This window comes from Kamptonema animale CS-326 (genome assembly GCF_028330895.1).
Lineage (GTDB): Bacteria > Cyanobacteriota > Cyanobacteriia > Cyanobacteriales > Microcoleaceae > Kamptonema > Kamptonema formosum.
In genome coordinates, this window is record NZ_JAQMUA010000111.1 from 1 (window position 1) to 22,076 (window position 22,076).

Consider the following 22,076-nt stretch of genomic DNA (forward strand, 5'->3'; position numbering starts at 1 on the left):
CTTTGGTCATTGCTTATTTTTGGATATATTGAATGTTTAATGAAGAGGGGCTAGGGGCTAGGGGCTAGGGGCTAGGGAAGATGGGGAAGATGGGGGAGATGGGGGAGATGGGGGAGATGGGGGAGATTAGCAATTAGCAATTACCAATTACCAATTACCAATTACCAATTACCAATTACCAATTACCAATTACCAATTACCAATTCACTTGGGCATAGGTTGCTCTGTTGGGAGAATTCTCTCTCTTGGTTTACTGAGAATCATCAGCGGATCGCCTATTGTTGTAATTTTCCAAGGAGCTGATTCTAATAGGCGAGTGGCTATTAGAAAAGGAACGGAAGCCGATAGGCGTTCAACTATTATTTTGGGCGGGAGGAATGCAGCCAAATATGGCTCATGTACGCTACCAACATAGGCATAAACTCCATTTTCCAGCCATCTGCCAGCAACAGTGTTTCTGTCATCAGGTGAAGTCGCAGACCAACTGTGGATCAAGTGAATAGCTGCGGGTGATTTAAGTTTGGGAATATCGTTTACTGAAGCGTCGCCGCCACCAACAAAGAATTTATCTTTATTGCCTTTAGAGTTAATAAATATCAAATCAAAATCCCATTCATGGGAAACCAAGTTTTTCCACGTTTCTAAACTAGATTGTGGTTGCTGTATGTGTTCAACACTAAAATCCATTCGATTTAATTGTTTTGTTGGTGCTTCTATTTCATATTTTTCCCAATTACCTTCCGGTTGATAACTGTCATAAAGCATTGCTGTTTTAAAATCTAAAAATATCGAACACATGGCTTGATAAACGCTGCGGAATGATGAGCCATAAATCCACCCTACTATTCCCCATCGAGTACCATTTGGGTATCTTGCTAAACCGTCGGTCACGGCTAATTGTTCATCTGCCTTTTTTGGGGATTGATATTTGACTGCTAGTTGTCTTACCAGAGTAATTGTATCAATAGCATCGCCAAGATTAGCGTAAGCATAACCTGTAGTTTCTACGGCTTTATCAACAATTTTTTGAAGGCGCTGCCATTTATCTAAATTGAGGGTATCGTTAGGCTGTCCAAAATTACCTTCTACAAAGACTAAGGGTTGACCGCGATCGGCGGCTAAAGCAACTGCTGCTGGCCATGCAGGATCGTTGATCGAGGAGATTACTACTCCGGGAGGTTGCCAACCAAGTTGTAGCCAGGTATCTTTTAAAGAAGGAATATCGGTTGCATTCCAGGCTGTTGCTAAAGCGCGAATGATAGACTCTTCGAGTTGCTTACCCTTGGGTAAGGCTTGTTTGACGCTGGGTAAACGAATTAATTCGGCTGGTTGAAAACGCTCGATAAACATTGGGGTATATTTCGGATCTTCTATTAAGATCGGCCATCTTCCTTGCAGACTCCATTGTTGAATAGCTGTTAAAAATGTAGCTTCATCGGGAACTAGAACTACGCGATCAACTGTGGGAATGCGATCGCGGAGAGTGGCGATACGAAGACCGACTTTAACAGGCCAGGATTGGTATTTTGTTGATAGGGGGAGGGCAAAGGGACGTTTAAGGTAGCGATCGGCTAGAAAACCACCGCTGGCAAGGCATAAAAATAGGGCGATGACTAGAAATCTGAATTTGAACTTTTTGTTCATAGTATTTTTGGGATGACGGATTTTTTAGGAAAATCGGTATTTTTAGGATATCATAAATAGGGATTATGCCAGAAATGTGATTTTTGCTATTGACGGGCGAACGGCAAAGGCAAAAAAACTCAGATAGAGGAAAAGAAAAGCAAAAGATGTGGCAATGTTGGAGATGACGATCGCATTCTCGGCAAACTCTATTCCAGAATTTGTTAAACTTTTATAATGTATAATCTCAATTTGTGGTAAAATCATGGGAACTACTACCGACAACTCAATGGGGAAAGTTATAACAACACTAGAGATTACAAATCGGCTAGATCAGGGTAAGGCTGAAGATGGTCTGATTCCGCTTGACCAAGTAAGGTCTGTCACTGTAGAAAATGTCTTGGTGGATACGGGGGCAACCACTTTATGCCTACCTGCAAATATTATCGCTCAACTAGGTTTAAAAATTCTCAAGCAAGTAGTTATTGAGACGGCGATGGGTATTAGCGAAGCTAGAATATTTCAAGATGCTAAAATTTCCTTGTGCGGACGGGAGGGAACTTTTGAGTGTTTAGAATTGCCAGCAGGGAGAAATGCACTGTTAGGTGTAATTCCGATGGAAGCGTTAGGAATTGAAGTTGACTTGAAAAATCAAAGATTGAAAGTTTTGCCGGATGGCCCAACTGAAACCTATTTGACAATCCTTTAATACTCCTGAGTTTGGATGCCAGTTATGGTATGCAGCGCTAAGATATTTAAGCAATATTTTTTACTGGATTATGCCTTCTACTGCCGAAACCTCGAAGAGTAACTTAAGTGCATCTCATAACGGGCAATCTGCCGTGAATTTAAGCCCAAATATCCAGAATTATATTCGGATTCGGGGCGCTAGGCAGCACAATTTAAAGAATATTGATTTGGAACTACCGCGCGATCGCCTGATTGTCTTTACTGGCGTGTCTGGTTCCGGTAAGTCTTCCCTCGCTTTCGATACGATTTTCGCAGAGGGACAGCGCCGCTACATTGAGTCTCTAAGCGCCTACGCGCGTCAATTCCTGGGACAGTTGGATAAACCAGATGTGGATGCGATCGAGGGGTTAAGTCCGGCGATTTCTATTGACCAAAAATCGACTTCTCATAATCCGCGATCGACAGTCGGGACTGTTACGGAGATTTACGACTATTTTAGACTGCTATTTGGGCGGGCGGGGGAACCCCATTGTCCGATCTGCGATCGCTGCATTGCGCCACAAACGATCGATGAAATGTGCGATCGCGTGATGGCACTTCCTGATGGTACTCGCTTTCACATTCTCGCCCCCGTTGTCAGAGGGAAAAAAGGCACTCACCGTAAGCTGCTATCGAGTTTAGCTTCCGAAGGTTTTATTCGGGTAAAAGTTGATGGCGAGGTGGTAGAACTCTCAGAAAACATCGAATTAGATAAGAATCATACGCACAACATTGAGATTGTAGTTGACAGGTTAATTAAAAAGCCGGGTTTACAAGAACGTTTGGTAGATTCTCTCACTACTTGCCTGCGGCATTCAAATGGAATTGCCTTGATTGAAGAATTACCAACTAAGGAAAATCCCCACACAAATCCCCCTTTAATTTTTAGTGAAAACTTTGCTTGTCCGGAACATGGGGCGGTAATGGAAGAACTTTCACCCCGATTATTTTCCTTTAATTCACCCTACGGCGCTTGTCCAAATTGTCACGGTTTGGGCAATTTGCGAAGGTTTGCAGAGGAGTTAGTCGTACCTGACGAACAAGCACCAGTTTATACTGCGATCGCGCCTTGGGCGGATAAGGATAATACCTATTATTTTGCACTAATTTGTAGTGTCGCCAAAGCTTGCGGTTTTGATATTAATACTCGTTGGCATCAACTCACACAAACACAGCAGCAAATTTTATTGCACGGTTCTGAAGATAATATCTTGACAGAAGGTAAGAGTCAACGGCGCTATCTCGGCGTGATTCCCATTTTACAGCGGCAATATGACGAAACTGGTTCAGAATTAGTTAAACAAAAATTAGAACAATATCGCGTCGATCGACCTTGCGAAGTTTGTCACGGCAAACGACTAAAACCCGAAGCACTTTCTGTACAATTAGGGCAGTATCGGATTTTAGATTTTACCAGTGGTTCGATTCGAGATTGTCGAGAAAAAGTTGATAACTTAAAATTAAGCGATCGCCAAGCCCAAATTGCCGATTTAGTTCTCCGAGAAATCAAGGCCAGATTGCAATTTCTCCTCGATGTTGGCTTAGATTATCTTACCTTAGACCGCCCAGCAATGACACTTTCTGGCGGCGAAGCACAACGCATTCGTCTGGCAACTCAAATCGGTTCTGGTTTAACTGGTGTCCTCTACGTTTTAGATGAACCTAGCATTGGATTGCATCAGAGAGATAATTCGCGCCTGTTAAAAACTTTAACCAAATTACGCGATCTAGGCAATACCTTAATTGTCGTAGAACACGATGAAGAAACCATCCGGGCAGCTAATCATATTGTAGACATTGGCCCAGCGGCGGGAGTACATGGCGGGCGCATTGTTGCCCAAGGAAATTTAGAGACATTACTAGCAACAGAAGAGTCTTTAACTGGTGCTTATTTGTCAGGGAGAAAGGTGATAGAAACCCCGGCCCAGAGGCGCAATGGTAATGGTAAATCGCTACTGCTGAAAAATTGTCGCCGTAATAACTTAAAAAATATTGATGTAGAAATACCCCTTGGCAAACTTGTTTGTATTACTGGGGTTTCTGGTTCCGGTAAGTCTAGCTTAATTAATGACTTACTCTATCCGTCTCTGCAACATTATATCACCCGCAAAGTTCCTTTGCCCAAAGATATGGACGGCATCAAAACCCAGGGAGAAAAATCTTTAGGGGATGCCGTTGATAAGGTAATTGTCATCGATCAATCTCCCATTGGTAGAACTCCCCGTTCTAATCCTGCTACTTACACGGGAGTGTTTGATGTAATCAGAGATATGTTTGCAGAAACTATTGAAGCAAAAGCGAGAGGTTACAAACCGGGGCAGTTTTCTTTTAATGTCAAAGGTGGGAGATGCGAAGCTTGCGCCGGTCAAGGTGTGAATATAATTTCGATGAATTTCTTACCCGATGTTTACGTACAATGTGAAGTTTGCAAAGGTGCGCGATACAACCGGGAAACCTTGCAAGTTAAATATAAGGAGAAGTCTATTTCTGATGTGTTGAATATGACGGTAGAAGAAGCTTGTGAGATGTTTAAAAATATCCCCAGGGCGGCAAATCGCTTGCAAACTTTGGTAGATGTTGGTTTAGGTTATATTAAGTTAGGACAACCTGCACCTACTCTTTCTGGGGGAGAAGCGCAGCGGGTGAAATTGGCAACTGAGTTATCACGTCGCGCGACAGGAAAGACGCTTTATTTAATTGATGAACCGACAACGGGGTTATCTTTTTATGACGTTCATCAGTTGTTGAATGTGTTACAGCGTTTGGTAGATAAAGGGAATTCAATCTTGGTCATTGAACACAATTTAGATGTGATTCGCGCGGGGGATTGGGTGATTGATTTGGGGCCGGAAGGAGGGGATAAGGGAGGTGAAGTGATTGCTGTGGGAACGCCGGAAGATGTGGCAGAAAATGCCCATTCTTATACTGGTTTATACTTAAAAGAGGTGTTAAGACAGCATCCTGGGAATTAAAAGTTAAAAATTACAAATTAAAAATTACAAATTATAGGACTTACGCACCCAACCAAAGAAACCGGGTTTTTTTGACGAAAATACTTCGCCCTTCTCCACAAATTTTCTCAAAAACCCGGTTTCTGGAACCCTGAGCGTAAGTCCTATAATAACTAACAATTAATTATCTATAACTACAGGGGAAGTTGCGATATTTTTTGCCTTTTCTTGCATGAATTCAATATCTGAAGCTGACCAGGAGTGAGGCCCCCTACAATGATGAGCAATTAACAAACCCCACAGACCACCGCGAGTTAAAATAGGTACTACTAAATTAGCACGAACCTTCAGAGTGCGGAGCAAATTTCGATGGCAAGCTTCTATTGGTTCAGTTTCAATATCTGGAATTGCTCTCACTCGTCCCGCTTCGTACAAAGCAGCATATTCACCATTAAAACATTCATCTGGCCCCGTTGAACCAAAAATAGATAAATCGCTAGAATTTACTGACTCGCAAGTTACTTGCCCTTTCCAGTGCTTGTAAAAATAATATAAAACTACCCGGTCAATATCAAGAGTCACTCTGATATTGTTGAGGTTTTCTTGAACTAATACATCCCGTTTGAGATTATTAGCGAGACGGTCAAGGATGATTTGCAAACTATCCTGGGGCATGGTATGATTCATGTACTGCTAGATGGAAGCAACAGTTAAGTATAGCGCACCTGCTACAGTAATTATGCACTAATTGTACATAGTAAAATCATTAAGGGTTATCTACCGTGAGAAACATTACTTTGGGACAAAATGGGCCAGCCGTTACTCCTCTGTGCATCGGAACTTGGGCGTGGGGTGATAAACTTTTTTGGAATTACGGCAGTAATTATGGTGCAACAGAAGTAGAGGAAGCATTTAAGGCATCTCTAGACGCAGGCGTAAACTTCTTTGATACAGCCGAAGTCTACGGTAATGGCCTGTCAGAAGAATTGTTGGGGCAGTTTATGAAAAAAACCTCTCAACCTGTACAGATTGCTACAAAATATGGCCCGATGCCTTTACGAATCACAGCTAAATCAGTTGCAAATGCCTTAACAGCTAGTTTAAAACGCTTGCAGGTTGAGCAAATAGCCCTTTATCAAGTGCATTGGCCCTATACTTTTTTGATGAACCAAGAAATGCTGATGAATGCTTTAGCGGAGGAGGTGAAACAGGGCAGAATTCAGGCAGTAGGTGTGAGCAATTATACGGCTGAACAGATGACTTTAGCTCACAAGATATTATCACGTCAAGGCGTGCCGTTGGCAACGAATCAAGTACGATACTCTCTGCTATCGCGGCAAGTAGAAAAGAAAAAGATTGTCGATTCAGCTCGCGAATTAGGTGTGACTATTTTAGCTTACAGTCCCTTAGCGCAGGGATTACTTACAGGCAAGTATAGCGCTCAAGAGCAACCTATGGGAGCGCGCAAATTTGATTCCCGTTTTAGTAAAACTGGGTTAGAAAAAATTGCCCTAGTGATGTCTACATTGCGAAAAATTGGTAAAAAATATGACCGCACTCTGGCTCAAGTTGCGCTAAATTGGCTGATAGCTCAGGATGGTGTAATTCCAATTCCGGGGGCAAAAACGCCAAAACAAGCGCGGGAAAATGCTGGTGCTTTAGGTTGGAGTTTGAGCGTAGATGAAGTTAATCAATTAGAATTGATGACTCGTCCTTGGCTGGAGTAATCTGATTTTCTACGAGTGCTAAGGTGGGCGCATTTCCCCAAAATTAATATGGTCGATAAATTTAAATTGCGCCTACTTACGAAATATTAAATTAACAAACAGAGGAACAATCATGCTACTCTACGATCGCACTTCCCCATCAAATTTACCCACCGCCGAGTCACTGCCTTACTCAGACGAAACACCAGTGGATAGCGAATTACAAGATATCATTCCGCACCTGTTAAAATCTATTCTCGCTTTGATTTGGGCAAACCGAGAGGACTGGTTTTTTGGGATTGATATGGCTTGGTATTATGACCCCAATCAACCAGCTATAGTACCGGATGGATTTTTAAGTTTAGGAGTGCCAAGGATTAAAGGGGAAAACCTGCGATTGAGCTACGTTACATGGGAAGAAAATGGTATTATTCCCCTGCTGGCTATTGAAGTAGTATCGAAAACTCCCGGCGGCGAATACAAGCGCAAAAAATTAGAATATGCTCGGTTAGGAGTGTTGTATTATGTAATTTATGCTCCCCGCCGTAGCAAACCTCATTTAACTATTTATCGACTCGATCGAGGTAAATATCAATTAGTGACAAATAATCCCGTTTGGATGCCAGAAATCGGTTTGGGAATAGGTTCCGAACAGGGAATTTATGAGGGAATTGCGCGAGAGTGGTTATATTGGTACGATCGCGAAGGAAATCGATATCCGACTGAGGCGGAGGCGCGACTGCAAGCTCAAAATCGGGAACAGCAGCAGCGACAACGGGCGGAACAATTGGCAGAAAGGTTGAGGGCGCTAGGAATTGACCCAGAGGAAGGTTGACAAAAGCGCGATTGCACTTTCTGTATCCCCCCAGAAGGCGGCGTTACGTTAGGACAGTTTACCAAGTGTCAGCGCGTAGGCGTAGCCAGCCGCAGGTATCGCACTCTATCCCTCTGGCGAAAATCCACTTTCCTCTGACCCCCAAAACTCCCCAAGACTAAATACCAAAGCTGTTTCAGGGTTTGACAAGTTATTTATCAATTTGTCATCCTTCCCCAGTCATCCAGTCACTTCCAACACTTGCACAGAGTCAATCTTACCCAGAGCGATCGCAACTTACATTCAAAGTGTAAATAAATTTTATGGCTTCTGGGTTATGTACATCTACAGCAACGTCTCCCCTCAACCTCCCGCAATCCACAACAGCGTCTTTGATTCCCTACTACAGCCAATGCGCGATCGCATTGATAGAATTGAAATCTGCGATCGCAACTTTGCCCACACCGCCTGTAAACTCATTCCCTCTCAATGCCCCTTCGCGCGAGACATACAGCTATTTGGGCGCACCCTCTTCCACATTCCGCCTATGTGCAAAATCAACCCCCTTTACGACCAATTAATGAGCTTGCGCTTCCGAGCTCTGACTTACCTCGCAGACGTTTGTGGCGAAGACATCACCTGCTATTGCTAAATCCTGCCTTCTTCCTTCTTCCTTAAGACATAAAAAAGAAGGGTTGGAAGCCATCAACCACTATGCTAATCTGTAACCCGTGATTCGCACTTTTTAGAGCGAGTGACGGTATTTCCAGAGGAATTTTAATCATGGCCACCTTAAAAGTTGGTATAAATGGATTTGGTCGCATTGGACGCTTAGTAGTCCGCGCGGGCATCAATAACCCCCAAATCGAGTTTGTTGGTATTAATGACTTAGTGCCGGCGGATAACCTGGCTTATTTGTTCAAATACGACTCAACTCACGGCACTTACCCCGGTACTGTCGAAGCCAAAGAAGGCGGCATTTCTATTGACGGGCGCTTTATTCCCTGTACTTCGATTAGAAACCCTACGGAATTACCTTGGGGCAAATTGGGTGCTGATTATGTAGTCGAATCTACGGGGTTATTTACTGATGCTGAAGGAGCATCAAAACACTTAGCTGGTGGAGCAAAACGAGTAGTGCTCTCCGCACCCACAAAAGATCCTGAAAAAGTACCGACATTCTTAGTAGGCGTTAATCACCACAATTTTGACCCTGCTAAAGATACCATTGTTTCTAATGCTAGCTGTACCACTAATTGCCTAGCTCCGATTGCCAAAGTTATTAATGATAATTTTGGTTTAGAAGAAGGTTTGATGACAACTGTTCACGCGATGACGGCCACTCAACCAACAGTAGATGGCCCTAGTCAGAAAGATTGGCGCGGCGGACGCGGTGCTTCACAAAATATTATTCCCTCTTCTACGGGTGCGGCTAAAGCTGTCACCTTGGTATTGCCAGAGTTAAAAGGTAAACTTACCGGGATGGCTTTTCGCGTACCGACTCCAGATGTATCGGTAGTTGACCTTACCTTTCGCACGGCAAAGGAAACTACTTACGATGAGATTTGTGCAGCAATGAAGCAAGCATCAGAGGGAGAGTTAAAAGGCATTCTCGGCTACACAGAAGATGAAGTAGTTTCAATGGATTTTAGAGGTGATGCTCGTTCCAGCATTTTTGATAAGAAAGCCGGAATTGGACTTAATTCTAAATTCTTCAAAGTTGTTTCTTGGTATGACAATGAGTGGGGTTATTCTAACCGCGTCATTGATTTGATGCTATCGATGGCTGAAAAAGATGGAATTTTGAAAGCTTAATTGACTTTGAGAATGAAGGGGATTTGCGGGAAATGCGTAGGCGTAGGTAGCGTTTGACTGAGGCCTTCGGCAAAGTTCGGGGATCGTGCGGATATCCAGCTTGCCTTTCCCTGAAGCTTGCCGAAGGGTCGAACTGCACGCCGCAGTCCGCAGCCATCGCATTTTCCCCAGGATACGAACCCCTTTTCTCTCCTATCTCAGCTTGAATGGAGTAAAATATCTCTCAGGAGTTATTTCAATTGCCAAGAGTTAGCCTAAAATCGATAGTGGACTTTTCTAATTTGTAATGTGCCAGATTATGTCTGACTTGCTGCCACTGAGTATTGAAACTATTTGGGCCATTATTAACGAAGAAATAGACGATGCTACTGTCAATCAGTTAGTTTGGTACTGTTTGGGCTATCGCTGCGACGGTGACGGTAACTGGAACAATGCGGAGGTTTCAGAGGTATGGCGGGATGAATATCCACAACCGCCGGATTTTATAGAGTCTCGCCCTGCGACGGTTAAGCTTACTCGTTCGATTCCGCAGGAAAATAAGCAGTTACTTAAGGAAAAGTTGGGTTTTAAGGGCTACAAAATTGGGGAGTTTGGGCCCCGGCAGACTCGTCGGGCGACGGCGGCGAATTGGCTGATGAGTTATATGGTGGATGGGCGCTGTTGAGGGATGGCTTTGCGGGAACCGGTAGCGGTTTTTTTGGGTGTGTCAATTTTTTGGGCTGAATCGCTTATGCTGCAAGGTTTTGAGGTGTATCGGATGGTGAAGGTGGTTCACGCAAAGTCTGTGATATTTGCTGTGATTGGGTTTGAAGCTTTTTTTGTTTTGGCCTCTTGACAAGTCGGTGGCTGAAACGGTAGATTGATTATGGGTTCACGAAACTGTACCTTGAAAATTAAATACAGCAAGGCTTCCAGAGGTCGGGTCTTTCAACTTAAATAAATCCCTATTAGGGATTGAAACCACCAAAGAAGCTATCTCCTCAATAGGAACAATCTCAGACTTTCAACTTAAATAAATCCCTATTAGGGATTGAAACTGGTGGCAGTAGTCGAGGGAAAAAAGTTTGTCCGGCAGCTTTCAACTTAAATAAATCCCTATTAGGGATTGAAACAAGGGATTTTTTTCGCCACTTTTCAACGACTGATACAGACTTTCAACTTAAATAAATCCCTATTAGGGATTGAAACTGAAAGATTTATGTTGTCTTTGCTGCACTGGGTACTCGCTTTCAACTTAAATAAATCCCTATTAGGGATTGAAACTCGCTTCACCGATCGCAAGTGAGGGGGCAAATCGCCTTTCAACTTAAATAAATCCCTATTAGGGATTGAAACGCATCCTATCGATCGGTTCAAAACGGACAAGAGCCGATTTGCTTTCAACTTAAATAAATCCCTATTAGGGATTGAAACTTGTGTTAGTCTGTGGGAAAGCAATGAAAAAGTGGAGCCTTTCAACTTAAATAAATCCCTATTAGGGATTGAAACTCAGTAATGCTGCCACCAAAAAAACCTAGCTTTCTGGCACTTTCAACTTAAATAAATCCCTATTAGGGATTGAAACTCACATTCGTATCCAGTAGACAGTTCAACCTTTTTTCTTTCAACTTAAATAAATCCCTATTAGGGATTTAAAGTGTGATTGATAGAATACCTATCAATCACACTTTACCGAAACGCACCTATTGCAAATTGCTCTACATCTCTGCTATTTTCTTTTTCACCCATTACACGGTGTAAAATCGCTTCTACTTTCGCAGCAAATACAGCATTTCCTCTCTGTCTTGGTCGTGGGAGATCGATATAAGAATCCATTGCAATCCGACCATTTTCTATTAAAATAACTCTGTCAGCTAGCACCACCGCTTCTTCCACATCGTGAGTGATTAGTAGCGAGGTAAATCCTTTTTCTTGCCACAAACTTTCTAACAATTGCTGCATCTCAATGCGAGTCAAAGCATCTAACGCACCGAGTGGTTCATCAAGCAGCAGTAAATGCGGTTCGCAGGCGAGAGCTCTTGCTAAAGAAACTCTCTGCTTTTGGCCGCCAGAGAGTACCGAGGGCCACTCGTGAGCGCGATCGCCAAGGCCTACAGCATGAAGGACTTGCATCGCTTTGTAGCGCGTGTTTTCTTTAGCAGTAAGTAGTCCTAATTGTACATTTGCCAGCACCTTTTGCCAAGGTAATAGCCGTGCATCCTGAAACATCATTGTCACTTTAGAGTTGAGTTTTCTAGATGGTTTTCCGTCTAGAAAAACAGCGCCTTGACTGGGAGCTTCTAGTCCGGTAATTAAACGTAGCAACGTACTTTTACCACAGCCGCTACGACCCACAATTGCCACAAATTCACCGGGATTTATTTTTAAGTTAATATCGGATAAAATCTTTTTATTTCCAAATGACTTCTGGAGTTCTACTAACTCTAAGTGCATTCCTGAAAGTGCTGATTCCATTTCAAAAAACCTCCATATCGCAATTTATGTCACAGGCTCAAAACCTTTTTCACTGTCAAAACTGGCTGTTGAGCAAGTGCAAGTTCGTCTACTGCTCATCGCTATTAGTGAGGAGCAGATTAGCATCTCTAGATTTAATATACTGTAACTCTGTCGAATTACCGTAGTTTACGATTAAGTAAGAGTATTACACAGGTATCCACAAAAAGCAAGAAAATTTTTTCTGCAAATTCTGAGACTTTGATAAATAATTGTTAAGGGCAAGCAAACCCTCTTGCTGTAAGGGCTTTGCTGTATTTGAGCGAAAAAATTGGACAGTTGATTATCGCTGAGATTCGCGATCGCACAAAAATTGTACAGGACTTACGCGCGATCGCAGTACGGCCGCCAACAGGTGCGGCTTCTTTACCGCCAAGATGACGGCGTTACGTAAAGTGTGGGTAAGTCCTGTTGTATAAGAGACGACTTACCGACTCTGACCAATTACTTGCTTTTTAAAATTGACCGTGCTAGCTTACTATCTATAAAATACGGTAAATCTACAGATTTACCGTATTTAACAACGATACCGTGAATCGTTGATTTTTAAATGAGTCAAAAATAGGAGGACTGTTAAATGCCTAATGTTGTCGCGATCGCAGGTAGCCCATCTCATCCTTCGCGTTCTTTCGCCGTACTAGAATATGCCCGCCGCGCTGTCGAGAAACAGGGACTAACTACAGCATCAATCAACGTCCGCGATCTCCCGCCAGAGGTGTTAATTTACGGACAATTTTCGAGTCCAGACTTAAAAGCAGTCAACGATTTAGTAGTAGCAGCCAACGGCATTATCATCGCCACACCTGTTTACAAAGCAGCCTACACAGGCGTACTTAAAGCTTACCTAGATTTGCTACCGCAAAAGAGTTTAGCTGGCAAAGTTATTCTCCCCATTGCCACAGGAGGTACGCTTGCTCACTTATTAGCAATTAATTACGCCCTCAAACCAGTCTTATCCGAACTAGGCGCTAGTAATATCTTATCGGGAGTCTATGTTTTAGACACCCAAATCAAAAGTTATGACGAAACCAGCGTACAACTTGAAGAGGAAACAGAAGAAAGATTGCAATCGCAATTACAAGAATTTCTCAGCGCCTTGCACAGCAACAAACCCGAATTAGTTCAACCAGAATTAGTGGGAAGCCTCTGAGCGGAAAGTTTCCAACAAACAATATAATTGCTTATGCTCAAAAGAGTGATTTTATTCCTGGCTAAATTATGGCGATCGCACCTTTCCCTAGTAGCACTATTTCTATTAGGAATCAGCTTGAATTGGGCGATCGCCGCCTGTAACAATACTCCCACCCCTACCAGCTCTGCAAGCCCCTCTGCTTCCCCTACCGCAACTTTAGCTCAGGTAGTCCGCATCGGCCATCAGAAATTCGATCCTTTCACCCTAGTCAAAGCTAAAGGCGGCTTAGAGAAACGCTTACAGCCTCTCGGCATATCCGTTGAGTGGAAAGAATTTCAGTCAGGCCCGCCGATGTTGGAAGCATTAAACGTCGGTAGCATCGACATCGCCCGCACCGGAGACGCGCCTCCAGTCTTTGCCCAAGCTGCTAATGCACCTCTGCTATACATTGGTGGTAGCGCCCCCAAAGATCGCAGTTCAGGTATTTTAGTTTCTGCTAATTCACCAATTCAAAATCTTGAAGATTTGCGAGGTAAGAAAGTAGCTTTTACCAAAGGTTCAAGCGCCAATTACCTATTAGCAAAAGCACTGAAATCCGCAGGGATAAAATGGACGGAGATTGAGCCTGTTAACCTGACACCCGCCGATGCTAGAGCTGCATTTCAACAAAATAAAGTAGATGCTTGGGTGATTTGGGACCCGTTTTATGCAGCAGCTCAAGCACAAATAGATGTGCGTGTGGTTAAAGATAGTAAAGGACTCGCAGCTAATCGCGATTTTTACTTAGCTAATCAGTCATTTGCTCAGCCGAATCTCAAAATCATTGAGGCAATAAGAGAAGAAACTCAATCAGTAGCAACTTGGGCTGATGCGAATCCCGCAGAAGTAACCAAGATTCTCGCTCCCATTCTGAACATTGATGTTTCTATCTTAGATGTAGTAACTCGACGGCGGAGTTATGGATTTGAACCAATCCAAGCTGATATGATTGCCGAACAACAGGAAATTGCCGATACTTTTTTTGAACTTGGTTTGATTCCCAAGCAGCTTAAAGTTGAAGAAGTAGTTTGGAAACCAGGTAATTAAAAATCCCCGCTTGTGGGTAGATGTTGGATAAAGCAAAACACCTGATATCTTCTACCTTCCAAATAGCGGGGGTGAAGACGATGCTGGGGAACCGCGCTGGGATTACAGGAAAGGTCAGCCCCATTGGTTGCGTCACGCCCACGCTTCGCATTCACTAGACAGGGGCGCGCCGATTCATTTGGTGCAGCAGACGTTAGGGCATGAATCGGTAGCGACTACTTCCAGGTATCTACACGCACACGCCCAAACGACAGCAACAGCTTGTATCTGCCAGGGTAAAAGGTAACTTTCCTTGCATCTTTTTCAATATTATGGGATATTGAATTGAAAAAACTAATTCAAATAGAAACTTATGGCAACTGAGCAAGAGCTTCAATCTCTTTTTAATGCCTTGGATCGCGATCAAGATGGCAAAGTATCGAGTAATGAGCTTTTTTTAAGTCCTGGGTTAAATGCAGTCATTTTAGCAGAAACAGGTACTAGCCCTGCGGAACTGCTAGCGACGTATCGAGATGAAGAGGGTAATATTACTTTTGAAGCCTTGAAACAAGCTGTTAAGAAAGCAGGGAATTTAGAATAAGCGCGATCGCCCATCCAGCAGCGATTGAAATAAAATCATTTATCCAAGTGGATGAGTGTCTTCCCCTGGTAATAGTTGCAGTAGTTATAGGGCAAAAAGCGATCGCTGACTACCAAGGATAAGAACTTGCTTCTTATCCTTTCATCTGGCAGGGATTTAAGCCCCAGTTGACATTAGAGTTATAATGTCGGCAGTGGAGAACCTTTTTTCTTTGAGCTACCTCCGAAAATCCCCTTGACAACTGGCTTTGAGCCTTAACTTGTCACCAATGGGTGACTGTTTACAAAACTTGCTGGCGCAATTGGGGAAAAACCTTTGCAACTTTGTTGAGGACATAATCGCCGTAAGTGCCGCGAAACTCGTGAACGCTAGCTTTGTCCCAACGTTCGTTTTTGTTGTCATCAACGATCGCTCCCTTGATTTCAATCGGGTGGAGTTCAGCATTGAAATTGGGATCGAAGAAGAATGGAAATGAGAGGCGATCGCGTCCTGACACATTCTTGACTCGATGAGGAGTAGAGCGATAAAGTCCACCTGTCAGGCGATCGAGCATATCGCCAATGTTACAAACAAATGAATTGGCGATCGGGGGAGCATCAATCCAGCCCGATCGTGTCTTCACTTGCAACCCACCTAGATCGTCCTGCTTGAGAATCGTGAGCAAACCATAATCAGTATGCTCTCCCACTCCCCAAGATTGCCCTTGGGGATTGCTTTGTGGTGGATAGTTGAAGATGCGAAATAAAATCAGGGGATCGGTGGTGTAGCGATCGCGGAAGTAAGATGCTTCTAAGTTCAAACTCAGGGCAATTCCGGTCATTACTGCGTGACCCAGTTCGGTCATCGCCGCCAGATATTCCAGTATTGTTTCGCGAAAAAGAGGAATATCTGGAAACAGGTTTGCTCCGTGCATGGGAACATCTGCTAGAACAGCGGGATGGGTTTGATTCAATTCCGATCCCAAATAAATTCCTTCTTTCAAATCTGGTTTACCATTCGTCAGTTCACCTCCAACCGGAAAGTAGCCGCGCCATGCTCGACCTCCTAGCGCCATCCGAATTTGCATTTTGGTTTCTAAATCTAGAGCAAAAAACTGACGACTGAGTTGTTCCAAACGGTTTTGCAAGCCTTTATCTACACCATGCTTAACAATGTAAAAAAAACCTGTGTCGAGGCAAGCTTGTCGGATTTGGTTTGCAACTGTATCTAGAGGATTATCCGATCCCAGCGAACTAATATCGATAACGGGAATCTGAGAAATATCTACTGTCGATCGAGTTGTCATATCCTAGCTGATATCGAATCATGATTTCGACTTTGGATAAATTCTGGTTCGTGTAGCTAGAGCGATGCTTTCATTTCATCAATCATCGTCACTAGCTTATAGTCCCCATCCTCATAAAGCTGAGTGGTACGGACTCTGTGATTGCCATCAACGAGTGCAATCAATTCGTTATAGTACGTCTTCGTAGTTTGCAATGTGCGACTGGCCCGGTAGACAATGATATCGTCGGTGACTGCCCAAGCGATACCAGAAAATGCCGTCGCCTTCTCGCCACCTAATGTGTACACTTCGTCGGTGAACGGAAACACCAGCACACCATCACGGAAATCACCATAGTATTTAGCGACGACTTCTCTCGGTGTACCAATACGAACGGTATTCGTTTGAACATACTGCGCCCCCTCAATTTCGATTTCGACCCGCACTAGATGTTCATCGATCAACTCCCCTGCTTTGGTGACTCGCTTTGCGGTTCCTTCCCACCTGCCGCAGTTGTGCAAAAATACCAGCGGTACTTTGTGAGCATCGTAGGTGATTGTGGGGATGGATTGTGCAGACTCAGGGAAGAGTGGATTTGTTTGGCTCATTGAGGTGATTGTAATTTAAATTGTTCATCCACCGGAATTTGATAGCCATTTGCCAGTCGATTGGTAGCGTTTGCGGTTGCCACGATCGCCATCAGTTCCCCAAATATAGCATCATCCATTCCCTTGGCTCGTCCTGCGGCTGTATGAGATGAAATGCAGTATTGGCAACCATTTGTAACGCTGACAGCAATGTAGATTAACTCGCGGGTGAGGGGATCGAGTTCTCCGGGAGCCGTCATCACCTCCTTCACATTCTGCCAGGTACGTTGCAGGGTAGGCGGATGGTTGGCGATCGCTTTCCAAAAGTTATTGATATAATCCGTTTTGCGTGTCGCACGAATGTCGTCAAACACTGCGCGGACTTCATCAGTTGCCTCTTCGTATTCAATCAAATGGCTCATAGTTGCACAGCGGTGGATCGCAGTTATTAGCTGTAATTTCTAGAGGAACTAAGAAAGAAAAATCTAAGAAAGAAAAATGGGACACTCTCATCTTTCTTTCTTATTGCTGGTTTTTTCTAGCTAAGCTTGCTGATAATTGGGATGCCAAGCCAGCCATTTCTCTTCTAACTTCCTGGCGATCGCATCTGCAAACTTACCTAACAAAGCATACATGATAATGCTCAACACCACCACATCAGTTTGCATAAACTCGCGAGCATTCATTGCCATGTAACCAATACCAGAGTCCGCAGCAATTGTCTCTGCAACAATCAGCGTGATCCACATAATCCCCAAGGAAAATCGCACTCCTACCAAAATCGAAGGTAAAGCCCCAGGTAGAATAACTTGTAACAAAAGAGATGTCGGATTCAAGCCATAGACTTTTCCCATTTCAATCAATCCGGGATCGACGCTACGGATGCCATGAAATGTATTGATATACATTGGGAAAAATACACCCAAAGACACCAAAAATAATCTTGCTTGATCGCCAATACCAAACCAAACAATTACTAGGGGAATTAAGGCGAGGTGGGGAATATTACGGATCATTTGCACAGAAGTATCTAGTAGCTTTTCAGCAATGGGAAAAATACCATTGAGAAACCCCAGCGCTAAACCAATTCCTCCCCCGATGGCAAAACCAACGATAGCACGCAAAGAACTGATACCGATATGGTGAAACAGTTCCCCAGTACTTGCCAATCGAATTCCGGCACTTAAAATACCTGTTGGTGCTGGCAAAATCCTTGTAGAAAGCCAACCCACCTGTACTAAAAATTGCCAGCTAACAAGCAGCACAATTGGTACAATCCAAGGAATTACCTGCTGAAAATAGGAATTTTTGAGCCATTTTTTGTTCATGATGCGCTGGGAGAAACAACTTGTTTTTGTGCAGGAAACTTTTCGTTGGCAACAATTTCGCCAAAAGGACTATACATTTGCGGTTGATTTGCTACCGGTTGGTTTTTCAAGGGTAAGCGGGGAAATAGCAATTCAGCGACTCGATAGGCTTCTTCTAAGTGGGGATAACCGGAGAAAATGAAAGTTTCAATCCCCAAGTCGGAATACTCTAACATTCGTGCAGCAACGGTATCAGGATCTCCGACTAAGGCAGTACCAGCACCACCTCTGACTAAGCCAATTCCCGCCCACAAATTGGGGCTAATTTCCAGAGTTTCGCGACTGCCGGCGTGCAGTTCCGTCATCCGCTTTTGCCCTTCAGAATCCATCCTGGCATAAGCTTTTTGGGCGGCTGCGATCGCATCTTCATCGACATATTTAATTAATCGATTTGCATCCTCCCAAGCTTCGCTTTCTGTTTCGCGGACAATGACGTGAAGGCGAATCCCAAACCGCACAGTTCTACCCTGTTCTGCTGCTAATTTTTTCACGGCTTCAATTTTTTTAGCCACTTGTTGCGGTGGTTCTCCCCAAGTAAGGTAAACATCAATATGTTTAGCCGCAATTTGTTGTGCTATCGGCGATGAACCGCCAAACCATAAGGGAGGGTGGGGAGTTTGTACGGGTGGAAAGAGAACTTTCCCACCTTTAATTTGCAAATATTCACCGCTAAAATTAACTTCTTTATTTCCCTCATAAGTAGAGTTACTCCCTTCAAGTATTGCTCTCCAAACTGTGAGAAATTCATCAGTTAATTCATAACGATCGTCGTGACTGAGATGCACTCCATCTCCAGCTAATTCTACCGGATCTCCCCCCGTAACCACATTAATTAGCAAGCGTCCATCAGATAATCTATCAAAAGTTGCTGCCATCCGTGCCGCTACCCCAGGAGACATTAACCCCGGACGAATTGCAACTAAAAAACGCATTTTTTCTGTAACAGCCATTAGGGATGAAGCTACTACCCATGCGTCTTCGCAAGAGCGCCCAGTGGGAAGTAGAGCGCCCGTAAATCCTAAATGGTCAACGGCTTGAGCGATTTGCTTTAAGTACGAAAAACTGCCAGCTCGACCTCCAATTCCTGAAGCTAAATAGCGTCCGTCTCCGTGAGTGGGGATAAACCAAAATAATTCCATTTGTCGTATTCTCCCTAATTATTTATTGTTTAGTCGCATGAGCAACTTCGCTAACTTTAAGTAGATGGACACTATTAAATGTAAGGTGGGCGCTCGCCGCCAAAAACTTTTTAACTCATAGCTAATCTGGTTTCGGCGAGCGCCCACCCTACAAGTGATATAAGCGTTTATTTCTGTCTACCTACTTATCTGTGTGGGAAGCAGCCTTAAATCGAAAATTGCCCACTTAAAATCAAGCCAAGTGCCAAGAGCAAAGGTCTTGATATAGCTATACTTTAGTTTGTTTGAAAGTTAAACTACTGTAGTACGGTCGATTTACCGTAGTTAACTCTAACAAGCTCTAATTATTTCACAGGTAGGCTCAAAAATGCAAGTATATTTTCTAGATTTCTGCTGGTCTGACTTATGCAGGACAAAAAGTAGCATCTAGTCCTGTAGCTATCTGCATAAAAATCTGAGATACCGCCGAGTTAGGATCTGCAAGGGTGAGAGGTTTTCCTGTATCACCGCCCGCACAGATGCGCGGATCTATAGGAATCTGGGCAAGGAGGGGCGCTTGGAGTTCTTCTGCTAGCTGTTTACCGCCGCCACTACCAAAAATTTGCAGCGGTTGTGAATCGCGATCGCAAATTAAATAACTCATATTTTCAATAATCCCAAGAACGGGAACCCCAACTTGGCGAAACATATAAATATTGCGACGAACATCGGAAATAGATATTTGTTGAGGCGTAGTAACCAGAATCACTCCACAAATCGGACTTTCTTGCACAATGGTAATTTGAGCGTCTCCGGTTCCTGGGGGTAAATCAATTAATAAATAATCTAATTCGCCCCATTCTACATCTTGAATAAACTGAGTAATAATTTTGTGGAGAACGGGGCCGCGCCATGCTAAAGGACGTTCTGGTTCGGCTAGTAAACCCACAGACATTACTTTGATTCCCTGTGCTTCCAAAGGTAAAAATTTCTGACCTTTAGCAGTATTAATTGTCTCTACATCGGCTTGTCCTAAGCCTAACATTTGCGGAATATTTGGGCCATAAACATCAGCATCTAGTAAGCCTACTTTTGCCCCTTGTAATTTTAAAGCGGCTGCTAAATTGACGGCAGTTGTAGATTTTCCCACCCCACCTTTCCCGCTAGAAATAGCTAACGTAGTTCGCACGTTAGCTATCGTACAAATTTGAATATAAGTTTTTTTACACCAGGTTATAGGTGATAAAACAGAGTCAATTTTTGCTTGTAAGTCTTGCTGATGGGAGCCAATATAAAGGCGCAAATAAATGTAATCATCAACAATTCGCAAATTTCGCACCATTCCCAAACTGATGATATCATTTTTGAGGGTGGGTTCGATGATTTGTTTGAGATAGTTTACAACTTCTTGCTGTCGCAATTCTCCCAGCAAATCGGGGTTTTCTGACGGTAGATGCGAGTCAGTTTTTGGTAAGGAGGAAGAATTAACCATTGGGGGAATTTTGCAGTAATTTTTGAATTTTGTGAATTGCTCTTTCAGAAAAGATAGAGACTTCTTTATCGGGATCGTCAAGAGATTGCTGTAGCGCATTCATCGCCGCTGGATTGCTGAGATTGCCGAGCGCGATCGCGGCTTCTTTTCGCACATCTGAATATTCATCAGCTAAGGATCTAATTAAAGCAGGTAGCACTCGTTCATCTGGCATTTTTTGCAAAGCTTGTAACGCAAACTTGCGAACTTGCCAGTGTTCATCACTTACTGCTGTTTCCAGTGCCGAAATTGCCGCAGAATCGGCATGAATTGCCAAAGATTTAGCCGCATTTCGTCGCACTTGCCAGTCAGTATCGCTTTTGAGGGTTTGACACAAAATTGAGATAATTTCTGGATCTCTTAAATGTCCTAAAGTTAAAGCCGTAGCACGGCGAACATTGACATCTGCATCAGATATTAAAGCTAAAGCTTGGGGGCATTTTTCCACCTGATTGAGATAGCTGAGAGTAGTGACTGCTGCTGCTCTCAATTCAGGAATTTTTGATGCAAAAAATGGTAAAATATCGGGTAAAGATTGAGCATTGTGAATCTTCCTCAACAAAGTTAAGATATTGAGTTGGATATTAACATTGTCGCGGTGGAGTGCATCTAGAAGTTGCCTTAAGTCAGTAGGTGAAACTAATTCATTCAACGCCGATAATGCTTCTTGGCGAATATCGATATCGGCGGAACCCAGACACTCGATTAAAGCGGGAATAGCGACTGGATTGCCAATTTCCCAAAGAGCAGATATCGCAATTTTTTGAACGGCAGTGCTGTCATCAGACAGGGCAACGAGTAGGGCATTTGTAGCTTCTTCATCGCCCAAATATTGTAGATTTTTAACGGCAACAAGGCGATCGCTGAGATCGGGCGATCGCAACATTTCCAGCCATTGATTTAATTCGCTATCAGTCTCAGCATTCATTAGTTTTATAATCCCTACAAACTAGAACAAAATTAGCGCAACAAGAAAGGTATTTTAACCGTAATTGCATTAGTTGGACATTCTTTTTCACAGGGTAAGCAAAACCAACATTCATCGTATTTCATGTAAGCTTTGCCTGTTTCTGGATTTTTCGCTAATACATCCAAAGGACAAACATCAATGCAGACATGGCATTTTTCCAAACACTTAGACTCATCTACAGTGACGGGAACATCAACTCGTTGTGTAATTAAAGCCATAGTTAGTTGATCGTTAATTGTGAATAAATAAAGGTAGGTAGTTGTGCTTTAGCACTCTTCTCTTTAAGCTGCTGAGTTAACACTCCGTCTAA

General features: G+C 43.4%; 24 protein-coding genes and 1 CRISPR repeat array. Of the genes, 12 read left to right on the forward strand and 12 right to left on the reverse strand.

Annotated elements, in window-relative coordinates:
• Positions 1-204 precede the first annotated feature (204 nt).
• Together PN499_RS06360 and PN499_RS06365 are read right to left on the reverse strand one after the other, a co-directional pair.
• The gene (locus PN499_RS06360; protein ID WP_272030850.1) at positions 205-1,644 is read right to left on the reverse strand and encodes a hypothetical protein; all 1,440 of its coding nucleotides are present in this window, start codon (positions 1,642-1,644) and stop codon (positions 205-207) included.
• Between the two features lie 63 nt (positions 1,645-1,707).
• Entirely contained in the window at positions 1,708-1,890 is a 183-nt protein-coding gene (locus PN499_RS06365; RefSeq protein ID WP_272030851.1) for a hypothetical protein, read from the reverse strand.
• On the opposite strand from PN499_RS06365, the gene PN499_RS06370 reads away from it, so the two are divergent.
• Both PN499_RS06370 and uvrA read left to right on the forward strand, forming a co-directional pair.
• Entirely contained in the window at positions 1,889-2,332 is a 444-nt protein-coding gene (locus tag PN499_RS06370) for a retroviral-like aspartic protease family protein (protein ID WP_272030852.1), read from the forward strand. The two genes, PN499_RS06365 and PN499_RS06370, sit on opposite strands and share 2 nt — an antisense overlap.
• 70 nt (positions 2,333-2,402) lie before the next feature.
• On the forward strand, positions 2,403-5,324 hold the full coding sequence (gene uvrA / locus PN499_RS06375; RefSeq protein ID WP_272030853.1) for an excinuclease ABC subunit UvrA: 2,922 nt from the start codon (positions 2,403-2,405) through the stop codon (positions 5,322-5,324).
• Positions 5,325-5,483: 159 nt separating this feature from the next.
• On the opposite strand, the gene PN499_RS06380 is transcribed toward uvrA, so the two are convergent.
• A complete protein-coding gene (locus PN499_RS06380) occupies positions 5,484-5,978 on the reverse strand; it encodes a GAF domain-containing protein (protein WP_272030874.1) in 495 nt (164 codons plus the stop codon).
• 107 nt (positions 5,979-6,085) lie between these two features.
• Here PN499_RS06380 and PN499_RS06385 point away from each other — a divergent pair, with 107 nt between their 5' ends.
• The 5 genes from PN499_RS06385 (at position 6,086) to PN499_RS06405 (ending at position 10,302) form a co-directional block, all read left to right on the forward strand.
• Complete coding sequence (locus tag PN499_RS06385) at positions 6,086-7,030, forward strand: aldo/keto reductase (protein ID WP_272030854.1); 945 nt, start codon at positions 6,086-6,088, stop codon at positions 7,028-7,030.
• A gap of 112 nt (positions 7,031-7,142) precedes the next feature.
• Positions 7,143-7,844: a Uma2 family endonuclease gene (locus PN499_RS06390; protein WP_272030855.1), complete on the forward strand. Its 702-nt coding sequence runs from the start codon at positions 7,143-7,145 to the stop codon at positions 7,842-7,844.
• Between the two features lie 316 nt (positions 7,845-8,160).
• Complete coding sequence (locus PN499_RS06395) at positions 8,161-8,475, forward strand: Mo-dependent nitrogenase C-terminal domain-containing protein (protein ID WP_272030875.1); 315 nt, start codon at positions 8,161-8,163, stop codon at positions 8,473-8,475.
• A gap of 131 nt (positions 8,476-8,606) precedes the next feature.
• Positions 8,607-9,638 (forward strand): type I glyceraldehyde-3-phosphate dehydrogenase, encoded by a 1,032-nt coding sequence (gap, locus tag PN499_RS06400; protein WP_272030856.1) that lies wholly within the window; start codon positions 8,607-8,609, stop codon positions 9,636-9,638.
• A 298-nt stretch (positions 9,639-9,936) separates the two neighbouring features.
• Positions 9,937-10,302, forward strand: coding sequence for a DUF1823 family protein (locus PN499_RS06405; protein ID WP_272030857.1), 366 nt, complete (start codon positions 9,937-9,939; stop codon positions 10,300-10,302).
• Between the two features lie 260 nt (positions 10,303-10,562).
• A CRISPR array of direct repeats spans positions 10,563-11,275; the repeat unit is 37 nt; unit sequence CTTTCAACTTAAATAAATCCCTATTAGGGATTGAAAC.
• A gap of 31 nt (positions 11,276-11,306) precedes the next feature.
• Here PN499_RS06405 and PN499_RS06410 read toward each other — a convergent pair.
• On the reverse strand, positions 11,307-12,092 hold the full coding sequence (locus PN499_RS06410; RefSeq protein ID WP_272030858.1) for an ATP-binding cassette domain-containing protein: 786 nt from the start codon (positions 12,090-12,092) through the stop codon (positions 11,307-11,309).
• 297 nt (positions 12,093-12,389) lie between these two features.
• Here PN499_RS06410 and PN499_RS06415 point away from each other — a divergent pair, with 297 nt between their 5' ends.
• From PN499_RS06415 to PN499_RS06435, 5 genes are all read left to right on the forward strand, one after another.
• Positions 12,390-12,512, forward strand: a complete 123-nt coding sequence (locus tag PN499_RS06415) for a hypothetical protein (protein WP_272030859.1) — start codon at positions 12,390-12,392, stop codon at positions 12,510-12,512.
• 196 nt (positions 12,513-12,708) lie between these two features.
• Positions 12,709-13,281 carry an NADPH-dependent FMN reductase gene (gene ssuE, locus PN499_RS06420; RefSeq protein WP_272030860.1) on the forward strand — a complete coding sequence of 191 codons (573 nt, stop codon included), beginning with the start codon at positions 12,709-12,711 and terminating at the stop codon, positions 13,279-13,281.
• 33 nt (positions 13,282-13,314) lie between these two features.
• Positions 13,315-14,349, forward strand: coding sequence for a sulfonate ABC transporter substrate-binding protein (locus tag PN499_RS06425; protein ID WP_272030861.1), 1,035 nt, complete (start codon positions 13,315-13,317; stop codon positions 14,347-14,349).
• Positions 14,350-14,476: 127 nt separating this feature from the next.
• Positions 14,477-14,635: a tyrosine-type recombinase/integrase gene (locus PN499_RS06430; protein WP_272030862.1), complete on the forward strand. Its 159-nt coding sequence runs from the start codon at positions 14,477-14,479 to the stop codon at positions 14,633-14,635.
• A gap of 66 nt (positions 14,636-14,701) precedes the next feature.
• Positions 14,702-14,929 (forward strand): EF-hand domain-containing protein, encoded by a 228-nt coding sequence (locus PN499_RS06435; RefSeq protein ID WP_272030863.1) that lies wholly within the window; start codon positions 14,702-14,704, stop codon positions 14,927-14,929.
• A gap of 280 nt (positions 14,930-15,209) precedes the next feature.
• On the opposite strand, the gene PN499_RS06440 is transcribed toward PN499_RS06435, so the two are convergent.
• From PN499_RS06440 to PN499_RS06475, 8 genes are all read right to left on the reverse strand, one after another.
• A complete protein-coding gene (locus PN499_RS06440) occupies positions 15,210-16,214 on the reverse strand; it encodes an isopenicillin N synthase family dioxygenase (protein WP_272030864.1) in 1,005 nt (334 codons plus the stop codon).
• Positions 16,215-16,270: 56 nt separating this feature from the next.
• Entirely contained in the window at positions 16,271-16,801 is a 531-nt protein-coding gene (locus PN499_RS06445) for a hypothetical protein (RefSeq protein ID WP_272030866.1), read from the reverse strand.
• Positions 16,798-17,202, reverse strand: coding sequence for a carboxymuconolactone decarboxylase family protein (locus PN499_RS06450; protein ID WP_272030868.1), 405 nt, complete (start codon positions 17,200-17,202; stop codon positions 16,798-16,800). The genes PN499_RS06445 and PN499_RS06450 overlap by 4 nt, the downstream gene beginning before the upstream one ends.
• A gap of 120 nt (positions 17,203-17,322) precedes the next feature.
• Complete coding sequence (ssuC, locus tag PN499_RS06455; RefSeq protein WP_272030869.1) at positions 17,323-18,108, reverse strand: aliphatic sulfonate ABC transporter permease SsuC; 786 nt, start codon at positions 18,106-18,108, stop codon at positions 17,323-17,325.
• The gene (gene ssuD, locus PN499_RS06460; RefSeq protein ID WP_272030870.1) at positions 18,105-19,286 is read right to left on the reverse strand and encodes an FMNH2-dependent alkanesulfonate monooxygenase; all 1,182 of its coding nucleotides are present in this window, start codon (positions 19,284-19,286) and stop codon (positions 18,105-18,107) included. Before ssuD ends, ssuC begins: the two co-directional genes overlap by 4 nt.
• A 403-nt stretch (positions 19,287-19,689) precedes the next feature.
• Positions 19,690-20,757 (reverse strand): Mrp/NBP35 family ATP-binding protein, encoded by a 1,068-nt coding sequence (locus PN499_RS06465; protein ID WP_272030871.1) that lies wholly within the window; start codon positions 20,755-20,757, stop codon positions 19,690-19,692.
• Positions 20,750-21,724 (reverse strand): HEAT repeat domain-containing protein, encoded by a 975-nt coding sequence (locus PN499_RS06470; RefSeq protein ID WP_272030872.1) that lies wholly within the window; start codon positions 21,722-21,724, stop codon positions 20,750-20,752. The genes PN499_RS06465 and PN499_RS06470 overlap by 8 nt, the downstream gene beginning before the upstream one ends.
• 32 nt (positions 21,725-21,756) lie before the next feature.
• Positions 21,757-21,984: a 4Fe-4S dicluster domain-containing protein gene (locus tag PN499_RS06475; RefSeq protein ID WP_194069747.1), complete on the reverse strand. Its 228-nt coding sequence runs from the start codon at positions 21,982-21,984 to the stop codon at positions 21,757-21,759.
• Positions 21,985-22,076 lie beyond the last annotated feature (92 nt).

Coding starts and splice junctions, on each gene's coding strand:
- PN499_RS06360 (WP_272030850.1), bottom strand. CDS start 1,644: ATGAACAAAAAGTTCAAATTCAGATTTCTAGTCATCGCCCTATTTTTA.
- PN499_RS06370 (WP_272030852.1), top strand. CDS start 1,889: ATGGGAACTACTACCGACAACTCAATGGGGAAAGTTATAACAACACTA.
- PN499_RS06365 (WP_272030851.1), bottom strand. CDS start 1,890: ATGATTTTACCACAAATTGAGATTATACATTATAAAAGTTTAACAAAT.
- uvrA (WP_272030853.1), top strand. CDS start 2,403: ATGCCTTCTACTGCCGAAACCTCGAAGAGTAACTTAAGTGCATCTCAT.
- PN499_RS06380 (WP_272030874.1), bottom strand. CDS start 5,978: ATGCCCCAGGATAGTTTGCAAATCATCCTTGACCGTCTCGCTAATAAT.
- PN499_RS06390 (WP_272030855.1), top strand. CDS start 7,143: ATGCTACTCTACGATCGCACTTCCCCATCAAATTTACCCACCGCCGAG.
- PN499_RS06395 (WP_272030875.1), top strand. CDS start 8,161: ATGTACATCTACAGCAACGTCTCCCCTCAACCTCCCGCAATCCACAAC.
- gap (WP_272030856.1), top strand. CDS start 8,607: ATGGCCACCTTAAAAGTTGGTATAAATGGATTTGGTCGCATTGGACGC.
- PN499_RS06405 (WP_272030857.1), top strand. CDS start 9,937: ATGTCTGACTTGCTGCCACTGAGTATTGAAACTATTTGGGCCATTATT.
- PN499_RS06410 (WP_272030858.1), bottom strand. CDS start 12,092: ATGGAATCAGCACTTTCAGGAATGCACTTAGAGTTAGTAGAACTCCAG.
- ssuE (WP_272030860.1), top strand. CDS start 12,709: ATGCCTAATGTTGTCGCGATCGCAGGTAGCCCATCTCATCCTTCGCGT.
- PN499_RS06425 (WP_272030861.1), top strand. CDS start 13,315: ATGCTCAAAAGAGTGATTTTATTCCTGGCTAAATTATGGCGATCGCAC.
- PN499_RS06435 (WP_272030863.1), top strand. CDS start 14,702: ATGGCAACTGAGCAAGAGCTTCAATCTCTTTTTAATGCCTTGGATCGC.
- PN499_RS06440 (WP_272030864.1), bottom strand. CDS start 16,214: ATGACAACTCGATCGACAGTAGATATTTCTCAGATTCCCGTTATCGAT.
- PN499_RS06445 (WP_272030866.1), bottom strand. CDS start 16,801: ATGAGCCAAACAAATCCACTCTTCCCTGAGTCTGCACAATCCATCCCC.
- PN499_RS06450 (WP_272030868.1), bottom strand. CDS start 17,202: ATGAGCCATTTGATTGAATACGAAGAGGCAACTGATGAAGTCCGCGCA.
- ssuC (WP_272030869.1), bottom strand. CDS start 18,108: ATGAACAAAAAATGGCTCAAAAATTCCTATTTTCAGCAGGTAATTCCT.
- ssuD (WP_272030870.1), bottom strand. CDS start 19,286: ATGGAATTATTTTGGTTTATCCCCACTCACGGAGACGGACGCTATTTA.
- PN499_RS06465 (WP_272030871.1), bottom strand. CDS start 20,757: ATGGTTAATTCTTCCTCCTTACCAAAAACTGACTCGCATCTACCGTCA.
- PN499_RS06470 (WP_272030872.1), bottom strand. CDS start 21,724: ATGAATGCTGAGACTGATAGCGAATTAAATCAATGGCTGGAAATGTTG.
- PN499_RS06475 (WP_194069747.1), bottom strand. CDS start 21,984: ATGGCTTTAATTACACAACGAGTTGATGTTCCCGTCACTGTAGATGAG.